Below are 19,402 nucleotides of genomic sequence, written 5' to 3' on the forward strand. Positions count from 1 at the left end.
GCCGTTTTTTAAAATTAAGATTGTAGCTCTATGAATCCATATTTAAAATAAAACTGTAATTGCAAAAGGAGGAGTTCAATATGAAAATAAGTAAAAATAATGCTGAACATTATATATGGGGAGATCAATGTGATGGTTGGCGCTTGGTGAAAAATAATGATTTGAGCATTATTCATGAGCGGATGCCCGGAAATACACATGAGGTCAGACATTATCATCATCATGCGCGCCAATTTTTCTTTATTTTATCAGGTACAGCGGTACTTGAAGTGGATGGTGAACGAATCCAATTAGGATCTCAGGAAGGGTGTGAGGTTCCTCCTATGGTGCCTCATCAAATGTTTAATGAAACGAATCAGGATGTTGAATTTTTGGTTATTTCTCAGCCTGCGAGCAGAGGTGACCGGGTTCTGGCCGAAAAATAATATTTTGGAGTAGACATGTTCCAGCGAAGGTTGACAAGTCTTTTTTAGTACCGTATAGTGCTAAATATGATGAAAAAAAATAAAATCACGAATCGGGATGTTGTTCTGCGCATCGCCACCTCATTGTTTCTTACCCAAGGATATCATGCAACAAGTATGGATGAAATTGTGGCTGTGAGCAATGTGTCCAAAACGAACATTTACTATTATTTTAAAAGTAAAGAAGAGCTACTTTCAGCCATTCTGGATCAACTGATTCAAACGTATAATGAGATGATTTATGAAGTTGTTTCGCGTAAGGATCAGTCTGTTCAGGAACGTTTTGAAATCCTTCTTCAATTGCTGACAGAGCAAGAGACAGATAGTTTGGGAGGCTGTCCCTTTATTACTCTTTATACGCAAATGCCTCAAGATAGCGCCTTGTTTCGGAATAAAATAAGTCAGTTCTTCCAAAGCCAAATCACTACCGTAGAAATATTGCTGAACGAGGGAAGGGAAAGATTAGAGATTCAGGCTGAACTTCCTGCGAGGTCGACGGCCCAATTCATCATCTCGGCCATTGAAGGTGCGCTCTTTCTGCAGCATGCAAGCCAGGACCCGAGCATACTCGAAAATTTAAAATTTACTTTAGCACTTCTGCTAAAGTGATTTTTTTAATCTTTATTAGTACTACGAAGTACTAAAAATTAAAAAAGGCAGGTTTCGTATATGGCACATATCTTTATCACGGGCGGCACAGGGTTTATCGGCATGCATACGTTACGACAACTTTCCAAGGAGGAACACACTATTACCGTCCTGGTTCGTTCGCAGCAGAAGTGGGAACAAATATGCAGGCAAATGGATTTGGAGACAGCGTGGCATACCGGGAAATTAACACCGGTTATTGGCGGTTTGAGTATACCTGCTCTAGGATTAAATCCTGTTGACAGGCAACTCGTGGAGACAGCAGATGTGATAATTCATGCAGGAGGTCCGATGGATATTCTGCTGGGAGAGGAGGATGCGAGAGCAGCTTTTCTACAAGCAGCAGAAGAAATGATAACGTTGGCTACACATATTCATGCGAGCAAAGGGTTACGACATTTTATCCATTTGGTTGGGTACAAAAGCCCTTTTAATGATCATAATTGGATTACTCCCGAGCCCATCATCGATCATTTGGAACAAGCGCCTCCATATGAACGGATGAAATTTTTGGCTGATTTGCGTATTCGTCAAGGAGCACACAAGGAAGGATTTCCGCTTTCGGTTGTCCATTTGAGCGTTGTCATGGGTGACTCAGAGTCTGGGGATACGCCCCAAACTGGTGGGCTAGGCATTCTCGTAGGTTCTACAGCGCGCAAGCTTATGGGACTTGTCCCCGGCGGAAAATCTCATTGGCTTCCCTTGGTCCATGTAGATCATGCAGCCGAATTGATCAGTGTTCTTACGAAGGAATCACATCCTGCTAGTGAAACATACTACTTGATGGATGACAGGCAGCAGAGTCCAACGATGATAGAGCTGGGAACGAATATGGCGAAGGAGCTTCGTGTCTGTAAACCGCTCGGTTCGATCTCGCCAGCTTGGCTAACCAGTATACTGGGTACTCCTCTGGGCCAAAAGTTAGGTATTCCGAAGGAATCACTCGATTTTATCGTGGATGTGGACTACCCACTGGATGCAGCACGAGAGATTCAACGTAAATACGGGTTGTCACAGGCGACGAACAAAAGCATGTTCCCTTTTGTCATTACTGATCTTGATTTCAGGATTGCTCATTCCACCATAGATACAGATGGATATGTCCGCAACAGACGTGGGCCATTAGCTACCCTGGAGCGAAGGGTGAAGAATGGAAATCCAACGATCGTATTAGTTCACGGTACTTTCAGCGGGGCAGATTGTTTGATACCGCTGGCAAATCAATTTCCGGAATCCTCTGTTTGCTTGGTGGATCTTCCCGGTTTTGGCCGTTCCCCATACCATCATAAGGAGGATGTACTAGAAGGCCACATTGAATCGTTAGTGCAGGCTATTCAGGCTTTGGAAACGCCAATCTGCCTTGTAGGTCATTCGTTCGGCGGACTACTAGCTGCTAAGGCACGGGAACGCGTACCTGATCGTATCAGTAGCTTACACCTATTGCAGCCTGTATTGCATACTGCTCCGCGTAGATATCGGAGCGCACGAATTACGGAGAGTATGCTAGGCAGACTCAGCGAGTCAGGCTTACGCAAGCAATTGCTTGCGCAGACTTGTTTTGAAAGTATCGACGATATCCCGTCAGCATACATCACATATGTTCTTGAAGAAATGCGTTCCCCACGCGTAAGAAAGACGACTGCGCAAGCCCTAGCCATGCTAACCAAGTCCGATAGCTTCCGGTCGGTCCCTGAGATACCCGAAAGAATGGATAAAGAGGAGGTTTCGATTCTATGGGGTGTGAAGGATCAGATCTATAAGTTGCCCGAGCCATTTCATGCCCTGCATACGCTGAATATTCCGGCAGCCCATCATTTTCCGATCTCGCAACCGGAACGAACAGCGCAATATCTAAAGCAGCACATACGACAGAATAACGTTAGTGTATAAAAATAAAACCAGCCTAGCACATATAAATCAAGTGCCGACTGGTTTTTTATCAATAAATGTCCTTAGCATCTGCTGGGAGAGCTTTTACGTGATGGAGATAGTTCGTAACACGTTGATCGTCCAGAGTCGGATATTCGTAACCATAATGGTTCGCTACTTCCAAGGCAACTTCTCTAAATAAATTTCCCATGATAAAAAGAGACTGCCACATATGTTCATAATCTGCATCCGCAAACGTTTGGATGTAGGCTGTCCATTGTTCAGGCTCAAGGTGGTTCTCGAAATATTTTCCCTGCTTACCCGGATCTGCCGCGAAGTCTGTTCGTATACCAATATGCCATTCCAACATCAAGTGGAGCGCATCTCTAACAGGCCGATCCAGCATAAATTTAGCATAGGGCAGCTCTTGTCGCCATAATCCTTTAGCCACATAAGTACTGACCCACCAGAACTCGTTGCAGGAATCCGCATAGGCTTGGGCGGTTGGGGGTATCGTCTTATAATCTTGAAGACTTGGCGGTGGGAAAGGCTGCACAAGCCCGTCTTTATCCAGCAGCAGTACACTTAAGCTGTCTCGGGTCCAATTGGCGATGTTTTCTGTAGGATAGAGAGTAAGATCTATGCGATTGCCGTCCGTAAATAACATGAGAAAAGCAAAACGATCACGGGGCATCGGAGTAGGTTCCATATGCTCATCGGGCGTCTGCATAATGATCAATTCACCAAAATGGTTGATCCAGCGACGTTCCTGAATAAAGCTGTCCATGGAGGATACGAGAAAGACGATATCATAATCCTGAAAAATGTCCCGTGGAGCATGTGGATTGGCGCGTGAACCATTCAGAATCACGGCACGTACCCGTTCGTCCTCTTGAGCAAGATGGAGAATGGTATGAAGCATTTCATGTTCACTTCTCATAATAGTTGTCTCCACAAGCGGTATCTAAAGGAGAAAAACGTGGACAAGCAGCAGGGCGCACATGCTGACCATCTGTTAGCTCCTGTCTGACCATATCCATGAACGCATCTTCCTCCACAATGGTATTGCACTCACCGTACACCGATAGCCCCCACAGTAGCGAGCCAAACCTGGAAATAGCTGAAGTAATCAGCGTTCCACCTTTTTTTAAGACACGCGCCGCTTCTTGCAGTGCTTTTACTCGTTCCTTCTGTTCCGTTAAATGATATAAAGGTCCCATCAATAGCACGATGTCCGCGCTTTCATCTTTACGATCAAGATTTCTGGCATCCGCGGTTTCCAGCTTGCTGATGATGGGTTTATTCAGTTGCTGCTGACGAGCGAATTCAATGGCTTGGGAAGATAGATCAAATAGATGAACTTCGTATCCCAGCTCCGCCAGCCACGAAGAGTAGACCCCTACACCGCCGCCGATATCGTAAATAACATGAGTAGACTCCCTGAGATAACGTGAAATGATTTCTTTTGATCTTTCCAGTTCTATTTTTCCTATGCCTCGCTCTAACCTGCCTATTTCTGCACCGCCATCATAATAAGCCAGAATTTCATGCGTATCTTTTTCGAGCATAGCGCACCTCATCTCAAGTGATTGGAATAATATAACATTATCACTTACATCATGAACAAGTCTACCGTGTTTAGGATTAAGAAACCATCGGAAGCATTGGGAAAGAAAAAAGCTGTTCCCCAGTAGCTAAACCTACTTTTTGGGAACAGCCATATTTAAATGATGTTTGTTTCCAGCATGCCCTCGAGATCTTCTTTGGTAAGATGGTAGTGTGCGTTACAAAAGTGGCAATGAGCTTCAGCCTCTCCATCGGTATGGATCATATCTTCTATTTCCTTATTCCCTAAGCTGATAATGGCATTGGTAACGCGCTCTTCTGAGCAGGGACAATGAAATTGTACAGGCATGGTTTCCAGTATGTTTATGTTGCTTTCTCCTAAAATCTGACCCAGAATCTGCTCTGGTGTAAGACCTTCCATGACCATTGCGGAGATGCTTGGAATGCTCTCAATACGTCTCTCGATAAAACTGATAACCTCTTCTGGTGTATCTGGCATCAGCTGAATAATAAAACCTCCAGCCGCCTGTATAGAGTTATCTGGGTTAACAATAACTCCCGCTCCCACAGAAGAAGGAATTTGTTCGGATTGGACGAGATAAGATGTGAAGTCCTCGCCCAGTTCACCCGATATGAGAGGGACCTGTCCAACAAACGGGTGTTTTAAGCCGATATCTTTGGATACAATTAGCGCTCCATCTGTTCCTACAGCTCTGGCGACATCCAATTTCCCTATCTGATTAAGCTCAAAATGGGTTTGTGGATTTTTTACATAACCTCTAACTTCACCTTTGGAGTTGGTATCGACAAGAATGGTGCCGATAGGTCCGCCACCGTTGATTCTGATCGTCAGTTTATCCTCATCTTTAAGCATGGCTCCCAGCATGACGCCGACCGTCATAGAACGTCCCAATGCAGCCGATGCTGTGGGCCAGGTATAATGACGCCGTTGGGCTTCACTTACCGTTTCCGTTGTTCTCACGGCATAAGCCCGTACCTGATTGTTGTAGGCAAGAGCTTTTACTAAATAATCGTTCATGTTCATATTCCTTTCTGTTAATTAGAGTTCTTTACAAGACCATTTTTTCCTGAATCCAGTTCTCCAAAGAAGTAATTTTGTCATCATATCCTTCTTTAAAAAAGTCAGCGGATAGTGACGCGATGGTTTCTCTTTTCAGAACGGCCTTCCAGGAGGCTTCCGCTTCTTCCATCAAATTTGCCAGTAAACAACACTCATCGTCTTTCTTTAATTCAAGCATTTCGTTGTATATACCACTGGAAGAATAAAGGGTTTGTTGTCCCTCAATCGCTAGATAAATATCAAATACCCGTATATCCTCAGGTTTTTTCTTTAATTTGAACCCGCCCTTGACACCAGGTACAGAAGTAATCAAATCGGAACTAACCAATTTTCGTAACAGTTTATGAAAATAAGTAGGTGAAGCACCTAACTGCTGGCTGATGGCCTCCCCAGGTAAAACGGCTTTGTCCGGCAGCATCGTGAGTAGAAGAAGAGCGTAGACAGATTGTTCGACACCTGTTTTCATATGCACTAGCAATCACCTCAATATTTATAACCAGGCTAATGTGGATAAACATTATCCACATATATTGCATAATAGATGAGCTTATTATAAAAGTAAACTGTTTTTTGATAAAAACTAAAAATTTAAATCATTTGCAATTCATAACGGAACACATTATCATAATTGACGTATCAATTGATGGGTCAAAGAATTAAGACGTTGAGGGAAATATGTAAAATAATATTTTGACAGGGGGTTTATATATAATGACTACGCGTAACGTTGCACTATCTATATTAGATCTTGCACCTGTCATTGAAGGCGGCACTCCTGCCGATTCCTTCCGCGACACGGTGGATCTTGCCCAGCATGCTGAACAATGGGGGTACCATCGGTACTGGCTAACGGAGCATCATAACATGCAGGCGGTCGCCAGTGCGGCTACGTCCGTGATCATCGGGCATGTAGCTGCACATACAGACAAGATTCGGGTCGGTTCAGGCGGTATTATGCTGGCTAACCATGCTCCACTCATGATTGCAGAGCAGTTTGGAACCCTAGAGTCGCTCTATCCGGGACGAATTGATCTAGGACTTGGCCGGGCTCCAGGCACGGATCAGCCCGCGATGAGGGCACTGCGGCGAGGGCTTCACAGTACTGGGGAAGATTTCCCCGAGCAATTGAATGAGCTGCGTTCTTACCTGAATCCAGCGCTAAACGGAGCCGTTCCGGGAGTAAGAGCGATTCCTGGAGAAGGGCTGAACATTCCCATCTGGTTACTGGGATCAAGCGGATTCAGCGCACAGCTGGCAGGTCAGCTTGGGTTGCCGTTCGCGTTCGCCAGCCACTTTGCCCCGACTCATTTGCTACAGGCTTTAGAGTTGTATCATCGCAATTTTCGGCCATCCAAAGCACTGGATAAGCCATATGTGATGGTCGGTGTTAATGTACTTGTTGCAGATTCTGATGAGGAAGCAAAATGGCTCTTTACTTCACAAGAACAGCAGTTTCTAAATGTGCTGCGCGGGCACAGCGGAGGACTGAAGCCACCAGTGGATGACATGGAAAAGCTTTGGAGTGAGCACGAGAAGGAGATGGTTCGTGGTAATATGCTGGGGTATTCAGCCATCGGCAGTCCTGACACCGTCAAGCAAAAGATGGATTTGATAATCGACCAGACGAGAGCCAATGAGCTGATTACAACCTCTCAGGTATATGACCATCAAGCGCGCCTGCGCTCGTACGAGCTGCTAGCCAAAGTGATGCGTATAGTTGGGTAATTAGATGAGTTAAACAAATGAGGCTGTGCCAGAAAGGTTCTTATAACCGATTCTGACATGGCCTTTATTTTCTGCGTGGAAATAATCGTTTTACAATGAATATATCCGTTTTATAGATGGGTAAAAATTAAAATTTATTTTTGATTATTTTTGTATTACTTATTTTCAAATTAAAACAAAAGTGTTATAGTCTCCATAAACAAAGAATAACCACTGTAATAAAGCCTTTCAAAACTAAAACTAAACTTGGAGGTCTTTTTCCTATGGTACAAAGTCTGTGGATTTCTTCACAAGCATCTGAGCAGAAAAGCACGCTGGAACAGCTCGTATACCGTTCTAACCTGATTGGCACAGATAGGAGTGTGTGCAACTGGGGAGGCGGCAACACTTCGGCCAAAACGATGATACAAGATTTTCGTGGGCGTGAAGTAGAAGTGATGTACGTTAAGGGCAGCGGTTCCGATCTCGCAACAATGAAAGCGCATAACTTCACAGGGCTTCGTATGGAGGATATTCGTCCTTTATTTGAAAGGGAAGATATGTCTGACGAGGATATGGTCGCATATTTGGCGAACTGTATGATAGATGCCAAGCATCCACGGGCTTCAATTGAGACGCTATTGCATGCTTTTCTGCCTTTTAGACATGTGGATCATACACACCCGGACGCGATTATTAGCTTGTGCTGTGCGCACAACGGCAAGGAAATCGCTAAGGAAATTTTCGGTGACCGTTTTGTATGGGTGCCTTATATCCGTCCTGGCTTTAAGCTATCGAAAATGATTGCCCAAGGTGTACTCGATCATCCACAAGCTGAATTGGTATTGATGGAAAAGCATGGTCTGGTTACGTGGGGAGAGACATCCGAAGCTGCTTATGCGAAAACAATCGAAATCATTCAAGAAGCAGAAAGCTATATTAAAGCTCGTCAAGAGGAAAAGCAGGCATTTGGAGGCACAAAATATAAAGCGCTTACTTATAAAGAACGCCGTAGCATTGCATCCCAGGTCATGCCATCCGTCCGTGGTGCAGTCAGTGATGAGAAAAAGATGATCCTCACCTTTGATGTCGCGGAGGATGTGTTGGAGTTTGTGAACGGCCGGGATTCTGCTGCTTTATCCCAGGTCGGGGCTGCGTGCCCGGATCATCTGGTCCATACCAAGATGAAGCCACTCTATGTAGATTGGACACCGGATGTGGAGGATGTAGAGGGCTTGAAAGTTAAGCTTGCCGAGGGTATAGCAGCCTATAAGGAGCAGTATCAAGCTTATTTCGAGCGCAATCGGCATGAGGGAGATGTTATGTTTGAGGCTGCGCCACGTGTAATTTTGATTCCGGGTATTGGTATGATCAACACAGGAAAAAGCTGGAGCAACGCGCAGGTAAGCGGCGCCTTGTATCATCGGGCTATTGCTGTCATGCGAGGAGCAACGGCGTTAGGAGAGTTTGTTTCACTCAGCGAGAACGAGTCATATAACGTGGAATATTGGCCGCTGGAGCTTTATAAGCTGTCACTCGCGCCAGCAGAAGCTGAATTTTCCCGTAAAATTGCGTTCATTACAGGCGGTGCAGGCGGAATTGGCAGTGCAACCGCACGTCGTTTGGTGGATGAAGGCGCACATGTCGTACTGGCAGATCTGAATCTGGAAGGCGCGCAAAAGGTAGCCGCAGAGATAAATAGTAGCTACGGAGAACATCGTGCCATCGCCGTAAAAATGGATGTGACGCAGGAGGAGCAAATTCAGGCTGCCTATGCAGAAACGGCATTGACCTATGGCGGTGTAGATACCATCGTCAACAATGCAGGCCTTGCTACATCCAGTCCGTTCGATGAAACATCGTTAAAGGAATGGAATTTAAATGTGAATGTGCTGGGAACGGGTTATTTTCTGGTTGCACGAGAAGCGTTCAAGCTCATGAAGGAGCAGACACTTGGCGGCAGCATGGTGTTCGTCGGCTCCAAAAACTCGGTCTACGCAGGAAAAAATGTAACAGCCTACAGCTCGGTCAAGGCGCTGGAAGCGCATTTAGCCCGTTGTATTGCCGCAGAAGGCGGTGAATATGGTATCCGTGTGAACACCATTTTGCCGGATGCCATTCTGCAAGGCTCGGCAATCTGGAACTCCAATTGGCGCAACGAGCGCGCTGCCGCCTACGGGATTGAGCCCGACCAGCTGGAGGAACATTACCGCAAACGGACGACGCTGCTGGTCAACATTTACCCGCAGGATATCGCCGAGGGCATTGCCTTTTTCGCCTCATCCAAGGCAGAGAAAACGACAGGTTGTATGCTGACCATCGACGGTGGCGTTCCCGCAGCATTTACACGCTAGCCGAATTAAAATGAACCTATGTAAGCGATAGACTCATTTCAACGGCTCAACACTTAGGTATTATAATGAACTAATTTAATGTACTAATTTAATGTACTAATCTATTTCACTAAACCAAGCCACATGACGATAGTTTCGAAGGGCTTATACACACTAACACTTTAAAAATAGAAGTGACTTTATGGGTGGTCAGCAGCAGAGCGGGCGGAATTGTTCTGAAGAAACGATGTGTTCGCCTTTGCAACGGGATTTTAACCTTATCATGTGTTATAAAATGAAAAATCCCGTTGCAACAGCGATCGGAAGAACAATCCGCACGCGAAGCGGCCTCCCGTAACTCACTTCATTTTCCAAGGAGGAACCACGATGAGTGACAAAGCGTACGCCTTATTCGAGGAGCAACAGCAACAACGGGGCATTGACCTGGAGCAAGTAAAGGCAAAGCTGAAAGCGCTTAGCATAGAAACACCATCCTGGGGATATGGTGACTCAGGTACACGATTTAAAGTCTTTCAGAAAACAGGCGTGCCGCGTGACCCGTTCGAAAAGTTGGAGGATGCCGCGCAAGTTCATGCCGTGACAGGCCTATGTCCATCCGTTGCGATCCACATTCCGTGGGATACAGTAGACAATTACGGCAAGCTTCGCAGTCATGCCGAAAGCTTGGGACTACAGATTGGGGCCGTGAATCCCAATCTGTTTCAAGACGAGGACTACATGCTCGGCAGTGTCACCAATGTAGACCCGGCCATCCGCCGCAAGGCCATCAACCATTTGCTGGAATGCGTGGATATTGCGAAGGAAACGGGCTCTAACGATTTTAGCTTATGGTTCGCAGATGGAACGAATTATCCCGGTCAGGGAGACATTCGCAAACGGAAAAATTGGATGCTGGAAGCGCTCAGTGAAATGTATAAGGCGCTTACTCCTGACATGCGCATGTTGATTGAATACAAGGCGTTCGAGCCAGCCTTTTATCATACGGATATTGCCGATTGGGGTATGGCGTACAATTTCGCAACCAAGCTGGGGCCGCAGGCACAGGTGCTGGTGGATACAGGGCATCATCTGCCGGGAGCCAACGTGGAGCATATTGTCGCGTTTCTAATTGATGAGAAGCGATTAGGTGGTTTTCATTTTAATAGCTACAAATATGCGGATGATGATCTGATCGTGGGCTCCGCGAATCCGTATGAACTGTTCTTGATTTTTTATCAGATTTTGAATGCGGCTCAGGATGTGGATGCGGATATTCGCCATACCGTCGATAAAATTGCTTATTTGATCGACCAATCGCACAATATTGAACCCAAAATTCCGGCGATGATTCGCTCGGTGCTGAATGTGCAGACTCAATATGCGAAGGCACTTCTGATCAATCATGCAGAGGTGGAGGAAGCGGCGAGTCGCCAGGATGTGCTGGGTGCGGAGGATGCCGTGCGCCAAGCGTTTGAGTTCGATGTGGCACCATTGCTCAGAGCGATCCGTGAAGAGCAAGGGTTACCGGCAGACCCGATGAAAGCCTATTTAGCGTCTGAGTATGGCACGCAGATTTTGCAAAGAGGCAAGGGTGGTGCAAGCTGGTGAGTATCCTCGCTTATGATTTGGGGGCAAGCAGCGGCAGGGTTCTACTCGGAGAATTGACAGATTCACGTATAGTGGTGGAGGAAATTCATCGCTTTTCGAATGATCCGGTCAAGGTTGGGGAGCGTCTGCACTGGGATCTGTTGCGTCTGTATCACGAGGTTCAGCAAGGATTGCTCAAAGCCAAGCATATGGGAGTGAATCCGTCCAGTCTTGCGATTGACTCCTGGGCGGTCGATTTTGGATTAATTGGGAAAACCGGAGAATTGCTGGGGAACCCTTATCATTATCGGGATTGGCACACCCACGGGGTGATGGAAGAAATACAGGAACGGCTGGGAAAAGACTTCATTTTTCAGCGTACAGGCATTCAGTTTTTGACGTTTAATACGATTTATCAGCTGGCTGCTATGCGAAATGCGAGTTCACCGTTGCTGGAGCAGGCAAAGCATTTCTTGATGATTCCAGATCTGCTGCGTTATTTTCTGACAGGTGAAATGTACAATGAGTTTTCGAATGCGACCAGCACGCAATTATATAATCCGTTGCAGCAAAAATGGGATGATGAGCTTTTGTCTGGAATCAACATTCCCCGCTCTTGGTTTGGAGAGGTACTGGAGCCGGGAAATGTTGCAGGAACTATCCGCTCGTCGGTCATGACCGATCTGGGCATTGGAGCGATTCCTGTAATTGCAGTAGCAGAGCACGATACGGGATCTGCTGTGGCTGCCGTGCCTGCGCTGGAGCACTCGTTTGCGTACTTGAGCTGCGGAACATGGTCCCTGATGGGAACGGAAACGGCACAGCCTGTAATCAATGACGATACGCTTCGTTTTAATTTTACGAACGAAGGTGGGGTCGGTCGAACTTACAGGCTGCTTAAAAACATTATGGGCTTGTGGATTTTACAGGAGGCGCGCAGAGAATGGGAGCGGCAGGGATACTCCTATTCCTTCCCCGAACTGGTTCATATGGCAGAACAGGCTCCAGCATTCACTTCTTTGATTGACCCGGACGATGAACTGTTTCTGCACGCCGGGGATATGAAAACACGTATTCGCCAATATTGCCGCAACACCGGGCAGCCATTGCCCGAGACGCCGGGAGAAATCACGCGCTGTGTTTTGGAGAGTCTGGCGTTAAAGTACCGTTACATTTTGGAGCTTACGGAGCAGGTGTCAGGACAACGGTTTAATGGTTTGCATATGGTCGGAGGAGGGATTCAAAATCGCTTGCTGTGCCAATGGACAGCCAATTCGATTCAAAAACCAGTGTGGGCGGGACCTGCAGAAGCGAGCGCAATCGGCAATCTTGCGGTACAATGGATGACACAGGGAAAGTTCGCCGATATATGGGAAGCACGCCGGGTCATCGCGGATTCTATTTCCGTGGAGGAATATGAACCTGCCGAGTCAGAAGTGTGGGAGGATGCCTACGGGCAATTCCGGCGGGTGGCGGGACTTTTTGTACATTAAAGATGTGGAGTGAGATTGCCATGCTGGTCGCAGAAAGATATGAGATGATTGTGCAGCTCGTTAATGAAAAAGGAAGCATACGGGTGTCCGAATTGAGTGAGTTGTGCAAAGTAACGGAGGAAACGATCCGCCGTGATCTGGACCGCCTGGAGCAGGCGGGACGACTGCGCCGTTCGCATGGGGGAGCGGTCAGTGTCAAAAACGAGCAGCCTGAAACGCCCTATGCGGTACGGGAAATTATGAACGCAGAGGAAAAGCGTAGGATTGCCGAGGAAGCGGTCAAGCAGATTCAGCCGAATGATCGTATTTTGCTGGATGCCAGCACAACCGCCTGGTATATGGCGTCAAGTTTACCGGATATTCCTTTGACAATATTAACAAATTCAATTCGGGTAGCTACAGAGCTGGCGGGTAAGGAAAAAATCGAGGTTATTTCGACAGGGGGGCAGTTGCTTCAACGCTCGCTGTCATTTGTAGGCCCGCTCGCAGAGCGTTCACTAGAAACCTATTATGTGGATAAATTGTTTTTCTCCAGCCAGGGGGTTCATCTGGATCGCGGTATTAGTGAATCGAATGAACTGCAAGCACGTTTGAAGCAGAAAATGGTCAGCATTGCAGACCGTGTGATTTTACTGGCGGATGCGAGCAAATTTGGGCAACAGGCGTTTACGCACGTCGTGAACCTGTCGCAGGTATCCGAGATTATTACGGATTCGCGGTTGTCGGACCCGATTCGCAGTCAACTTGCGGAGCTGGCTATTCCAGTTACGGTTGTGTGAAGCGGGGAGTTTCCAAGGTGAAGGCTGCTTTGCGTTTCATTTGGTCTTACGATCGCTATTGCAGTGGGATTCTTTGATGATGTAAAAAAGTTATAAGTGAGAATCCCACTGCAAGCTTCTAAAGTATCACTTCCCCCGGATTTTTAGCATTGAGTAAAGAATCTGGGGGCAACAGCGATGGGAAGCACCATCTGACTGCGCAGCGGCACTATAGGTAACCTTTCAGTTATAAAGTAATAGCTATTCCATGGACGGAAGGGTGTTCCGTATGAAGGTATCTTTATTTATTACCTGCCTGAGTGATGCGATTTATCCCAAGGTAGGGGAAGCGATGGCACGCTTGCTTGTCAGATATGGTGTTCAGCTGGATTTTCCAAAGGTACAGACATGCTGCGGACAGCCATCCTATAATAGCGGCTATTGGGATGAAACGAGGGTTGCGGCTAAAACGATTTTGAAAGCGTTTAACGACAGCGATTTTGTCGTATCTCCTTCCGGCTCGTGCACATATATGATTCATCATTACCCGGAGTTGTTTAAGGATGAACCCGAATGGCTCGATTCGGCACGGAGGCTGGAGCAAAAGACGTATGAGTTTACGCAATTTATGGTGCAGGTGCTTGGCGTGACCGATGTGGGCGCGTCTTTTCCGCATACGGTAACCTACCATCCGTCTTGCCATGGCACACGTTTGCTCGGCGTGAAGGAGGAACCGATGAAGCTGCTTGGCAGTGTAAAGGGGCTGCAATTAGTACCACTTCCCTTTGCTGAGGACTGCTGTGGCTTTGGCGGGACTTTCGCGGTGAAAATGCCGGATATTTCGGGAGCGATGGTGACTGAAAAAGTGGACCACATCAGGGAGACCGAAGCCGAGGTACTGGTCGGACTAGATATGGCCTGCTTGATGAACATTGCTGGAAATCTTCGGTATCGGGAGGAGCCAGTTCGGGTGATGCATCTGGCTGAGCTGCTGTACGAAGGGGTGAAGCACGCATGACCGCCGTACACTCACATTCCATGAACCAAAAGGTCAAAAAACGCGCAGAGCTGGCCCTAAATGATGATTTTCTGCGGAATGCAGTTCGTTTCACTACGGAGCGGCTTCGTAACGGCAAGCGGGTGGCTTCAGAACAGCACGGAAATTGGGAGGAATGGCGGGAACGGGGCCGTCAAATTCGTCTGCATACCATTGCCCATCTGGACTATTACTTAAATCTATTTGTAGAAAATGCCCGTGCCAACGGGGTGCATATTCATTTTGCCGATACAGCAGCCGATGCCGTACGTATTACACTGGATATTGCTGCGCATAGCCAAGCCCGCTCCGTCGTCAAATCCAAGTCGATGGTGTCGGAGGAGCTGCATTTGAATCAGGCGCTGGAGGGTGCGGATATCGAGACGATTGAAAGTGACCTCGGTGAATATATTATTCAACTGGCAGGAGAGCCCCCGTCTCATATCGTCATTCCGGCGATTCACAAAAACCGCTATCAGATTGCCGAGCTGTTATCCAAAGAAGCAGGGGAGAAACTGTCCGCGGATACGACGATTTTGGCGGGCTTTGTCCGCAAAAAGCTACGCGAAAAGTTTCTGGAAGCGGATATTGGCATGACCGGGTGTAATTTTGCTATCGCCGAGACAGGCTCCATGGTCCTGTTTGAAAATGAAGGCAACGCACGAATGGTATCCACTTTGCCCAAAACGCAAATTACGCTGATGGGCATGGAACGGATTATTCCATCCTGGACGGATTTGGAGGTGATGGCTACATTACTGCCACGATCCGCTACTGGACAGAAGCTGACCATGTACATGTCTGGTATTTCAGGCCCTCGGCGCAGCCAAGATGCCGATGGGCCTGACGAAATGCACATCATCATCGTAGATAACGGACGTTCACTACAGCTAGGCAATCCCGAGTTTCAAGAGTTGCTGAATTGCATTCGCTGTGGGGCTTGCCTGAATGCCTGTCCAGTGTACCGACACATTGGCGGGCATGCGTATGGCGGGACATATAGTGGCCCTATCGGTGCAGTGCTTACGCCTGCCCTTCATGGCAACATCGAAGAGTGGAACGATATTGCGAGTGCATCCAGTCTGTGTGGTGCGTGTTATGAAGCCTGTCCGGTCAAAATACCGCTGCATGATATGCTGGTATATTTGCGTAGACGTAAGGTAGAGGCGGGACAAGGAGATAAGCTGGAAACAGTAGGAATGAAAGGTTTTGCGACCGTGGTTTCCAGCTCGAAGCGATTCGCAGCGGCGATTCGGCTAGGGCAGATTGCTCAGAAAGCGGTCGTTCGTAAGGGCGAAATTACCCTAAAGCTGGGCCCCCTAAAGGGATGGAATACGTACCGTGTGGCTCCCTCTTTGGCGAAAAAATCCTTCCGTCAGCAATGGAACACGCTGGAGCATAAGCTGGAGCAGGAACGCAATGTGATGCAGCCGGATGTTCTCAGTCGAATGGAGAAGATTTTGGCAGATAGAAGTAAAGGAGGGACGCAGCATGAGTGAACAGAGTAATCCTTCTGCGCAAGCAAAAGCGGCCCATGAAACGTGGCTTCATCAAATGGAAGCAGAATCCCGTGCCAAGCAGGTACGCTTTATGGACGACATCGCGACGCGGCTCAAGCGTCCACGACAAACGGAACCGCCAGTTCAGCCGTTTCGCGGGGCACCTGCATTTTGGCACGAATTCGAATGGAGCGCGGAGCAGCGCATCGAAGAGTTCACCGCCAACTTTACAAGTGTTGGCGGGCATGTCGTGCGTCTGTCGGATTTGGAGCAGACCGCAGACTGGATCGCGCACAAAGCGCGAGAGCTGGGAGCGGCCTATATCGTCCGGCAGAATGAGCCGGACCTGGATGCGCTCCAGCTGGAATTGGCGCTGCCGGAAGTCCGTTTATCGGTGTGGAACACCGATCCAGTCGAGGATTGGAAGGCCCGCGCCGCCGAGGCGGATATCGGCATCGTCATCGCCGACGAAGCGGCTGCTTACACCGGTTCGGTAGCGGTGCTATCCTCGCCGGAGAAAGGCCGTGCGGTCAGCCTTTTGCCAACTGTACTGATCATTCTTCTGCCAGTAGAGCGCTTGCGAACACGGCTGGGCGAAATTCTAAGCCATTTTGACGAAGCCGGGCGTGAGCAACTGCCCGCAGGCATTCATTTTATTACTGGACCGAGCCGCTCGTCGGATATTGAAAATGATCTGACGATCGGTGTACACGGGCCGGGTATCGTCTATACACTGTTGATTGGTTAGTTTGTAGATGGATTAGCAGGTAGACTGGCGGACCTTCAATTCAAAAGCAAGGGAGGCTGGCTCCAAAGGCTGCCCGTTCAATTGCTGATATAATGTACGGAACATTTCCTGTCCGATTCCCTGCAACGGGTTCGTAATATTGGTCAGTCCCATGGCGTCGGCTACCTGACTTTCGTCAGCTTCAAAGCCGACCACTGCCAAATCTCCTGGAACCTTCCACCCTTTACTACGAGCAGCTGAGATAATACCGCATGCCACCAAATCATTGGTTGTCATGATGGCATGGGGACGTTCCTTTAACGACTCCAGCTTGGCGAACGCTCGCATTCCGTCCTGCACCGTATGGATACCACTGAGCAACCATTCCTCATTCACTGGCAGCTTCCTTGCCGCGAGCAGGTCATAATAGGCCTGGAGTCTTCTTTGGCTGTTTACGCTGTTTTTTCTGCCTACGGTGCAGGCGATTTTTTCAAATCCCAGCTCGGCCAAATGCTCTAATCCAATCCGAAATCCTTCATAATGGTCGAGATAAATGGATGAAATCTCTTTATTTTTTAATGGCTCGCAGGTCACAATCGGCCCATACTTGGTGTAATGCCTCACAGCAGACCAATCCAGCATACGCCGTAAAATGACGATCCCGTCCACTTTTTTCTGCCTCAAAAGCTCTAACGCCGCGCTTTCCAAATCCTGATTTTCCTCCGTCTGGTAGATCAAAACCTGATAATCTTGCTCTTTACCCGCATTGGATACTCCCTTGATGATTTGCATGTAATAATTATTAATCGTTGGGGTCATGATCCCAATAACCTTGGTACGGCCTACTTTCAACTGCACCGCATTAATATTCGGAATATAATCCAGTTCCCGAATGACTTCCATCACCCTGGTCCGCGTTGCTTCACTGACATATGGATGATGATTAAGCACACGAGACACGGTACTTGTCGATACCCCCGCAATTTCAGCAATTCTTTTTATATTATGCATGACATTCAACTCCAAAAATTTAGTTCTTGACCTGGAATGCATCCCAGATTGTAGCATGAAAGCATAAAGCGTATGCAGCAATCCGGGATGCATTTGAAGGACATGGGTTCCGCATACTTCTTCACAAATTATAACCTACTTGGAGGAATGCAACATGGAACAGGCAAAAGGTTTTCCCAAGAACTTTCTATGGGGCGGGGCAGCCGCTGCCATGCAGATTGAAGGGGCTTACAACGTAGATGGAAGAGGGCTCTCGATTTCTGATGTATTTACCTTTGATCCATCACTCGACAAAAAGCATTGGCTGGATCAGTGGCATATGATGACCCATGCGCAGGTCAAGGAAGCTTTGGACCCAAACAGCACCAAAAATTATCCAAAACGTCGGGGAAATGATTTCTATCACCGTTATGAAGAAGATATTAATCTGCTGGCCGAGATGGGTTTTAGATGCTTTCGCACTTCCATTTCCTGGACACGTATTTTCCCGAATGGCGACGAGACAGAACCCAATGAGAAAGGGCTGCAATTCTATGACAAGGTTTTTGATGCCCTGCTGGCCAAAGGAATTGAACCTGTCATCTCGCTGACCCATTACGATATGCCTTTGTATCTTGTCACCGAATATGGTGGCTGGAAAAACCGGAAACTGATTGAATTTTTCGTCCGTTTTGCCGAGACTGTATTTACCCGTTACAAGGATAAAGTAAAGTACTGGATTACGTTTAACGAAATGAACTGTGTCAAACATCATCCGTTTGTCAGCGCGGGGATCATTGAAGAGAATCACCCGAATCTGGAGCAGGACAAGTATCAATCTGCCCATCATCAGTTTATAGCCAGCGCGCTGGCAGTCAAAGCCTGTCATGAGATTATACCGAACTCCCAGATTGGGTGTATGATCAGCTATCTGTTGCTTTATCCGAATACTTGCAATCCGGATGATGTGCTTGAATGCCAAAAGGAAGAACGAGTGTCCTTCTTTTTCAGTGATGTACAAGCTAGAGGGTATTATCCGTCCTATACCGCACGTATGTTCAAAGAAAAGGGTGTTGTTCTGGATAAAGAACCTGGCGACGATGAAATCTTGCGAGATAACCTCGTGGACTTCGTGTCCCTGAGCTACTATATGTCCAACAATGCCAGTGCCACTGCCGATCAGCATGCCAAAGCAAGCGGAAATCTGATTGGTGGCGTGAAGAATCCTTACCTCGAGCAGTCCGAGTGGGGATGGCAGATTGATCCTAAAGGATTACGTTATGCGCTCAATAACCTGTATGACCGCTATCAAAAGCCACTGTTCATCTCAGAAAACGGCGTGGGTGCGACAGATCAAATGAATCCTGACGGCACCATTAACGATGATTACCGTATCGACTATCTGAAAAAACATATCGAGCAAATGAGGGAAGCCATTGAGGATGGAGTGGACCTGTTCGGCTACACCGCCTGGGGTCCCATCGACATGATCAGTGCTTCGACCTCACAGGCATCCAAGAGATACGGCTTCGTCTACGTTGACCAGGATGATCTGGGCAACGGAACACTGAACCGCTACAAGAAAAAAAGCTTTGACTGGTATAAAAAAGTGATTGAATCGGGCGGAGAAGTGCTCTAAACGGAGGC

The 19,402-nt window shown here is 47.5% G+C and carries 17 protein-coding genes; 12 read left to right on the top strand and 5 right to left on the bottom strand.

Annotated features, from left to right (window positions below; genetic code table 11):
- Nucleotides 1-80: 80 nt before the first annotated feature.
- The 3 genes from ACM1ND_RS11510 (at nt 81) to ACM1ND_RS11520 (ending at nt 3,002) form a co-directional block, all read left to right on the top strand.
- Nucleotides 81-425: a cupin domain-containing protein gene (locus ACM1ND_RS11510; protein ID WP_028542344.1), complete on the top strand. Its 345-nt coding sequence runs from the start codon at nt 81-83 to the stop codon at nt 423-425.
- A 66-nt stretch (nt 426-491) separates the two neighbouring features.
- Nucleotides 492-1,073, top strand: a complete 582-nt coding sequence (locus tag ACM1ND_RS11515) for a TetR/AcrR family transcriptional regulator (protein ID WP_237449079.1) — start codon at nt 492-494, stop codon at nt 1,071-1,073.
- Nucleotides 1,074-1,133: 60 nt separating this feature from the next.
- Nucleotides 1,134-3,002, top strand: coding sequence for an alpha/beta fold hydrolase (locus tag ACM1ND_RS11520; protein ID WP_418027739.1), 1,869 nt, complete (start codon nt 1,134-1,136; stop codon nt 3,000-3,002).
- A 49-nt stretch (nt 3,003-3,051) separates the two neighbouring features.
- On the opposite strand, the gene ACM1ND_RS11525 is transcribed toward ACM1ND_RS11520, so the two are convergent.
- The 4 genes from ACM1ND_RS11525 to ACM1ND_RS11540 all read right to left on the bottom strand — a co-directional run bounded on the left by ACM1ND_RS11525 (nt 3,052) and on the right by ACM1ND_RS11540 (nt 6,094).
- Nucleotides 3,052-3,921: an aminoglycoside 6-adenylyltransferase gene (locus tag ACM1ND_RS11525; protein ID WP_053325341.1), complete on the bottom strand. Its 870-nt coding sequence runs from the start codon at nt 3,919-3,921 to the stop codon at nt 3,052-3,054.
- A complete protein-coding gene (locus ACM1ND_RS11530) occupies nt 3,911-4,549 on the bottom strand; it encodes a class I SAM-dependent methyltransferase (protein WP_418027741.1) in 639 nt (212 codons plus the stop codon). Before ACM1ND_RS11530 ends, ACM1ND_RS11525 begins: the two co-directional genes overlap by 11 nt.
- 155 nt (nt 4,550-4,704) lie before the next feature.
- Nucleotides 4,705-5,586 carry an Hsp33 family molecular chaperone HslO gene (gene hslO / locus ACM1ND_RS11535; RefSeq protein ID WP_053325343.1) on the bottom strand — a complete coding sequence of 294 codons (882 nt, stop codon included), beginning with the start codon at nt 5,584-5,586 and terminating at the stop codon, nt 4,705-4,707.
- 31 nt (nt 5,587-5,617) lie between these two features.
- Nucleotides 5,618-6,094, bottom strand: a complete 477-nt coding sequence (locus ACM1ND_RS11540) for an Rrf2 family transcriptional regulator (protein WP_081327414.1) — start codon at nt 6,092-6,094, stop codon at nt 5,618-5,620.
- Between the two features lie 245 nt (nt 6,095-6,339).
- On the opposite strand from ACM1ND_RS11540, the gene ACM1ND_RS11545 reads away from it, so the two are divergent.
- The 8 genes from ACM1ND_RS11545 to ACM1ND_RS11580 all read left to right on the top strand — a co-directional run bounded on the left by ACM1ND_RS11545 (nt 6,340) and on the right by ACM1ND_RS11580 (nt 16,786).
- Nucleotides 6,340-7,353 (top strand): LLM class flavin-dependent oxidoreductase, encoded by a 1,014-nt coding sequence (locus ACM1ND_RS11545; RefSeq protein WP_264453839.1) that lies wholly within the window; start codon nt 6,340-6,342, stop codon nt 7,351-7,353.
- Between the two features lie 263 nt (nt 7,354-7,616).
- A complete protein-coding gene (locus tag ACM1ND_RS11550; protein WP_418027744.1) occupies nt 7,617-9,686 on the top strand; it encodes a bifunctional aldolase/short-chain dehydrogenase in 2,070 nt (689 codons plus the stop codon).
- A 366-nt stretch (nt 9,687-10,052) separates the two neighbouring features.
- Nucleotides 10,053-11,273 carry an L-rhamnose isomerase gene (gene rhaI / locus ACM1ND_RS11555; RefSeq protein WP_025724216.1) on the top strand — a complete coding sequence of 407 codons (1,221 nt, stop codon included), beginning with the start codon at nt 10,053-10,055 and terminating at the stop codon, nt 11,271-11,273.
- Nucleotides 11,270-12,745 (top strand): rhamnulokinase, encoded by a 1,476-nt coding sequence (gene rhaB, locus ACM1ND_RS11560; RefSeq protein ID WP_418027746.1) that lies wholly within the window; start codon nt 11,270-11,272, stop codon nt 12,743-12,745. The genes rhaI and rhaB overlap by 4 nt, the downstream gene beginning before the upstream one ends.
- A gap of 20 nt (nt 12,746-12,765) precedes the next feature.
- Nucleotides 12,766-13,524 carry a DeoR/GlpR family DNA-binding transcription regulator gene (locus ACM1ND_RS11565; RefSeq protein ID WP_023988422.1) on the top strand — a complete coding sequence of 253 codons (759 nt, stop codon included), beginning with the start codon at nt 12,766-12,768 and terminating at the stop codon, nt 13,522-13,524.
- Nucleotides 13,525-13,792: 268 nt separating this feature from the next.
- Entirely contained in the window at nt 13,793-14,521 is a 729-nt protein-coding gene (locus ACM1ND_RS11570; RefSeq protein ID WP_023988423.1) for a (Fe-S)-binding protein, read from the top strand.
- Entirely contained in the window at nt 14,518-16,038 is a 1,521-nt protein-coding gene (locus ACM1ND_RS11575) for a LutB/LldF family L-lactate oxidation iron-sulfur protein (RefSeq protein WP_028542337.1), read from the top strand. Before ACM1ND_RS11570 ends, ACM1ND_RS11575 begins: the two co-directional genes overlap by 4 nt.
- Nucleotides 16,031-16,786 carry a LutC/YkgG family protein gene (locus ACM1ND_RS11580; protein WP_028542336.1) on the top strand — a complete coding sequence of 252 codons (756 nt, stop codon included), beginning with the start codon at nt 16,031-16,033 and terminating at the stop codon, nt 16,784-16,786. Before ACM1ND_RS11575 ends, ACM1ND_RS11580 begins: the two co-directional genes overlap by 8 nt.
- 12 nt (nt 16,787-16,798) lie before the next feature.
- Here ACM1ND_RS11580 and ACM1ND_RS11585 read toward each other — a convergent pair whose 3' ends face one another.
- On the bottom strand, nt 16,799-17,776 hold the full coding sequence (locus tag ACM1ND_RS11585; protein WP_028542335.1) for a LacI family DNA-binding transcriptional regulator: 978 nt from the start codon (nt 17,774-17,776) through the stop codon (nt 16,799-16,801).
- Between the two features lie 154 nt (nt 17,777-17,930).
- Here ACM1ND_RS11585 and ACM1ND_RS11590 point away from each other — a divergent pair, with 154 nt between their 5' ends.
- Nucleotides 17,931-19,394 carry a glycoside hydrolase family 1 protein gene (locus ACM1ND_RS11590; RefSeq protein WP_418027750.1) on the top strand — a complete coding sequence of 488 codons (1,464 nt, stop codon included), beginning with the start codon at nt 17,931-17,933 and terminating at the stop codon, nt 19,392-19,394.
- The last annotated feature ends 8 nt before the right edge of the window (nt 19,395-19,402 follow it).

The organism is Paenibacillus sp. JJ1722 (assembly GCF_048282685.1).
In the GTDB taxonomy this organism is placed as follows: Bacteria; Bacillota; Bacilli; order Paenibacillales; family Paenibacillaceae; genus Paenibacillus; species Paenibacillus polymyxa_B.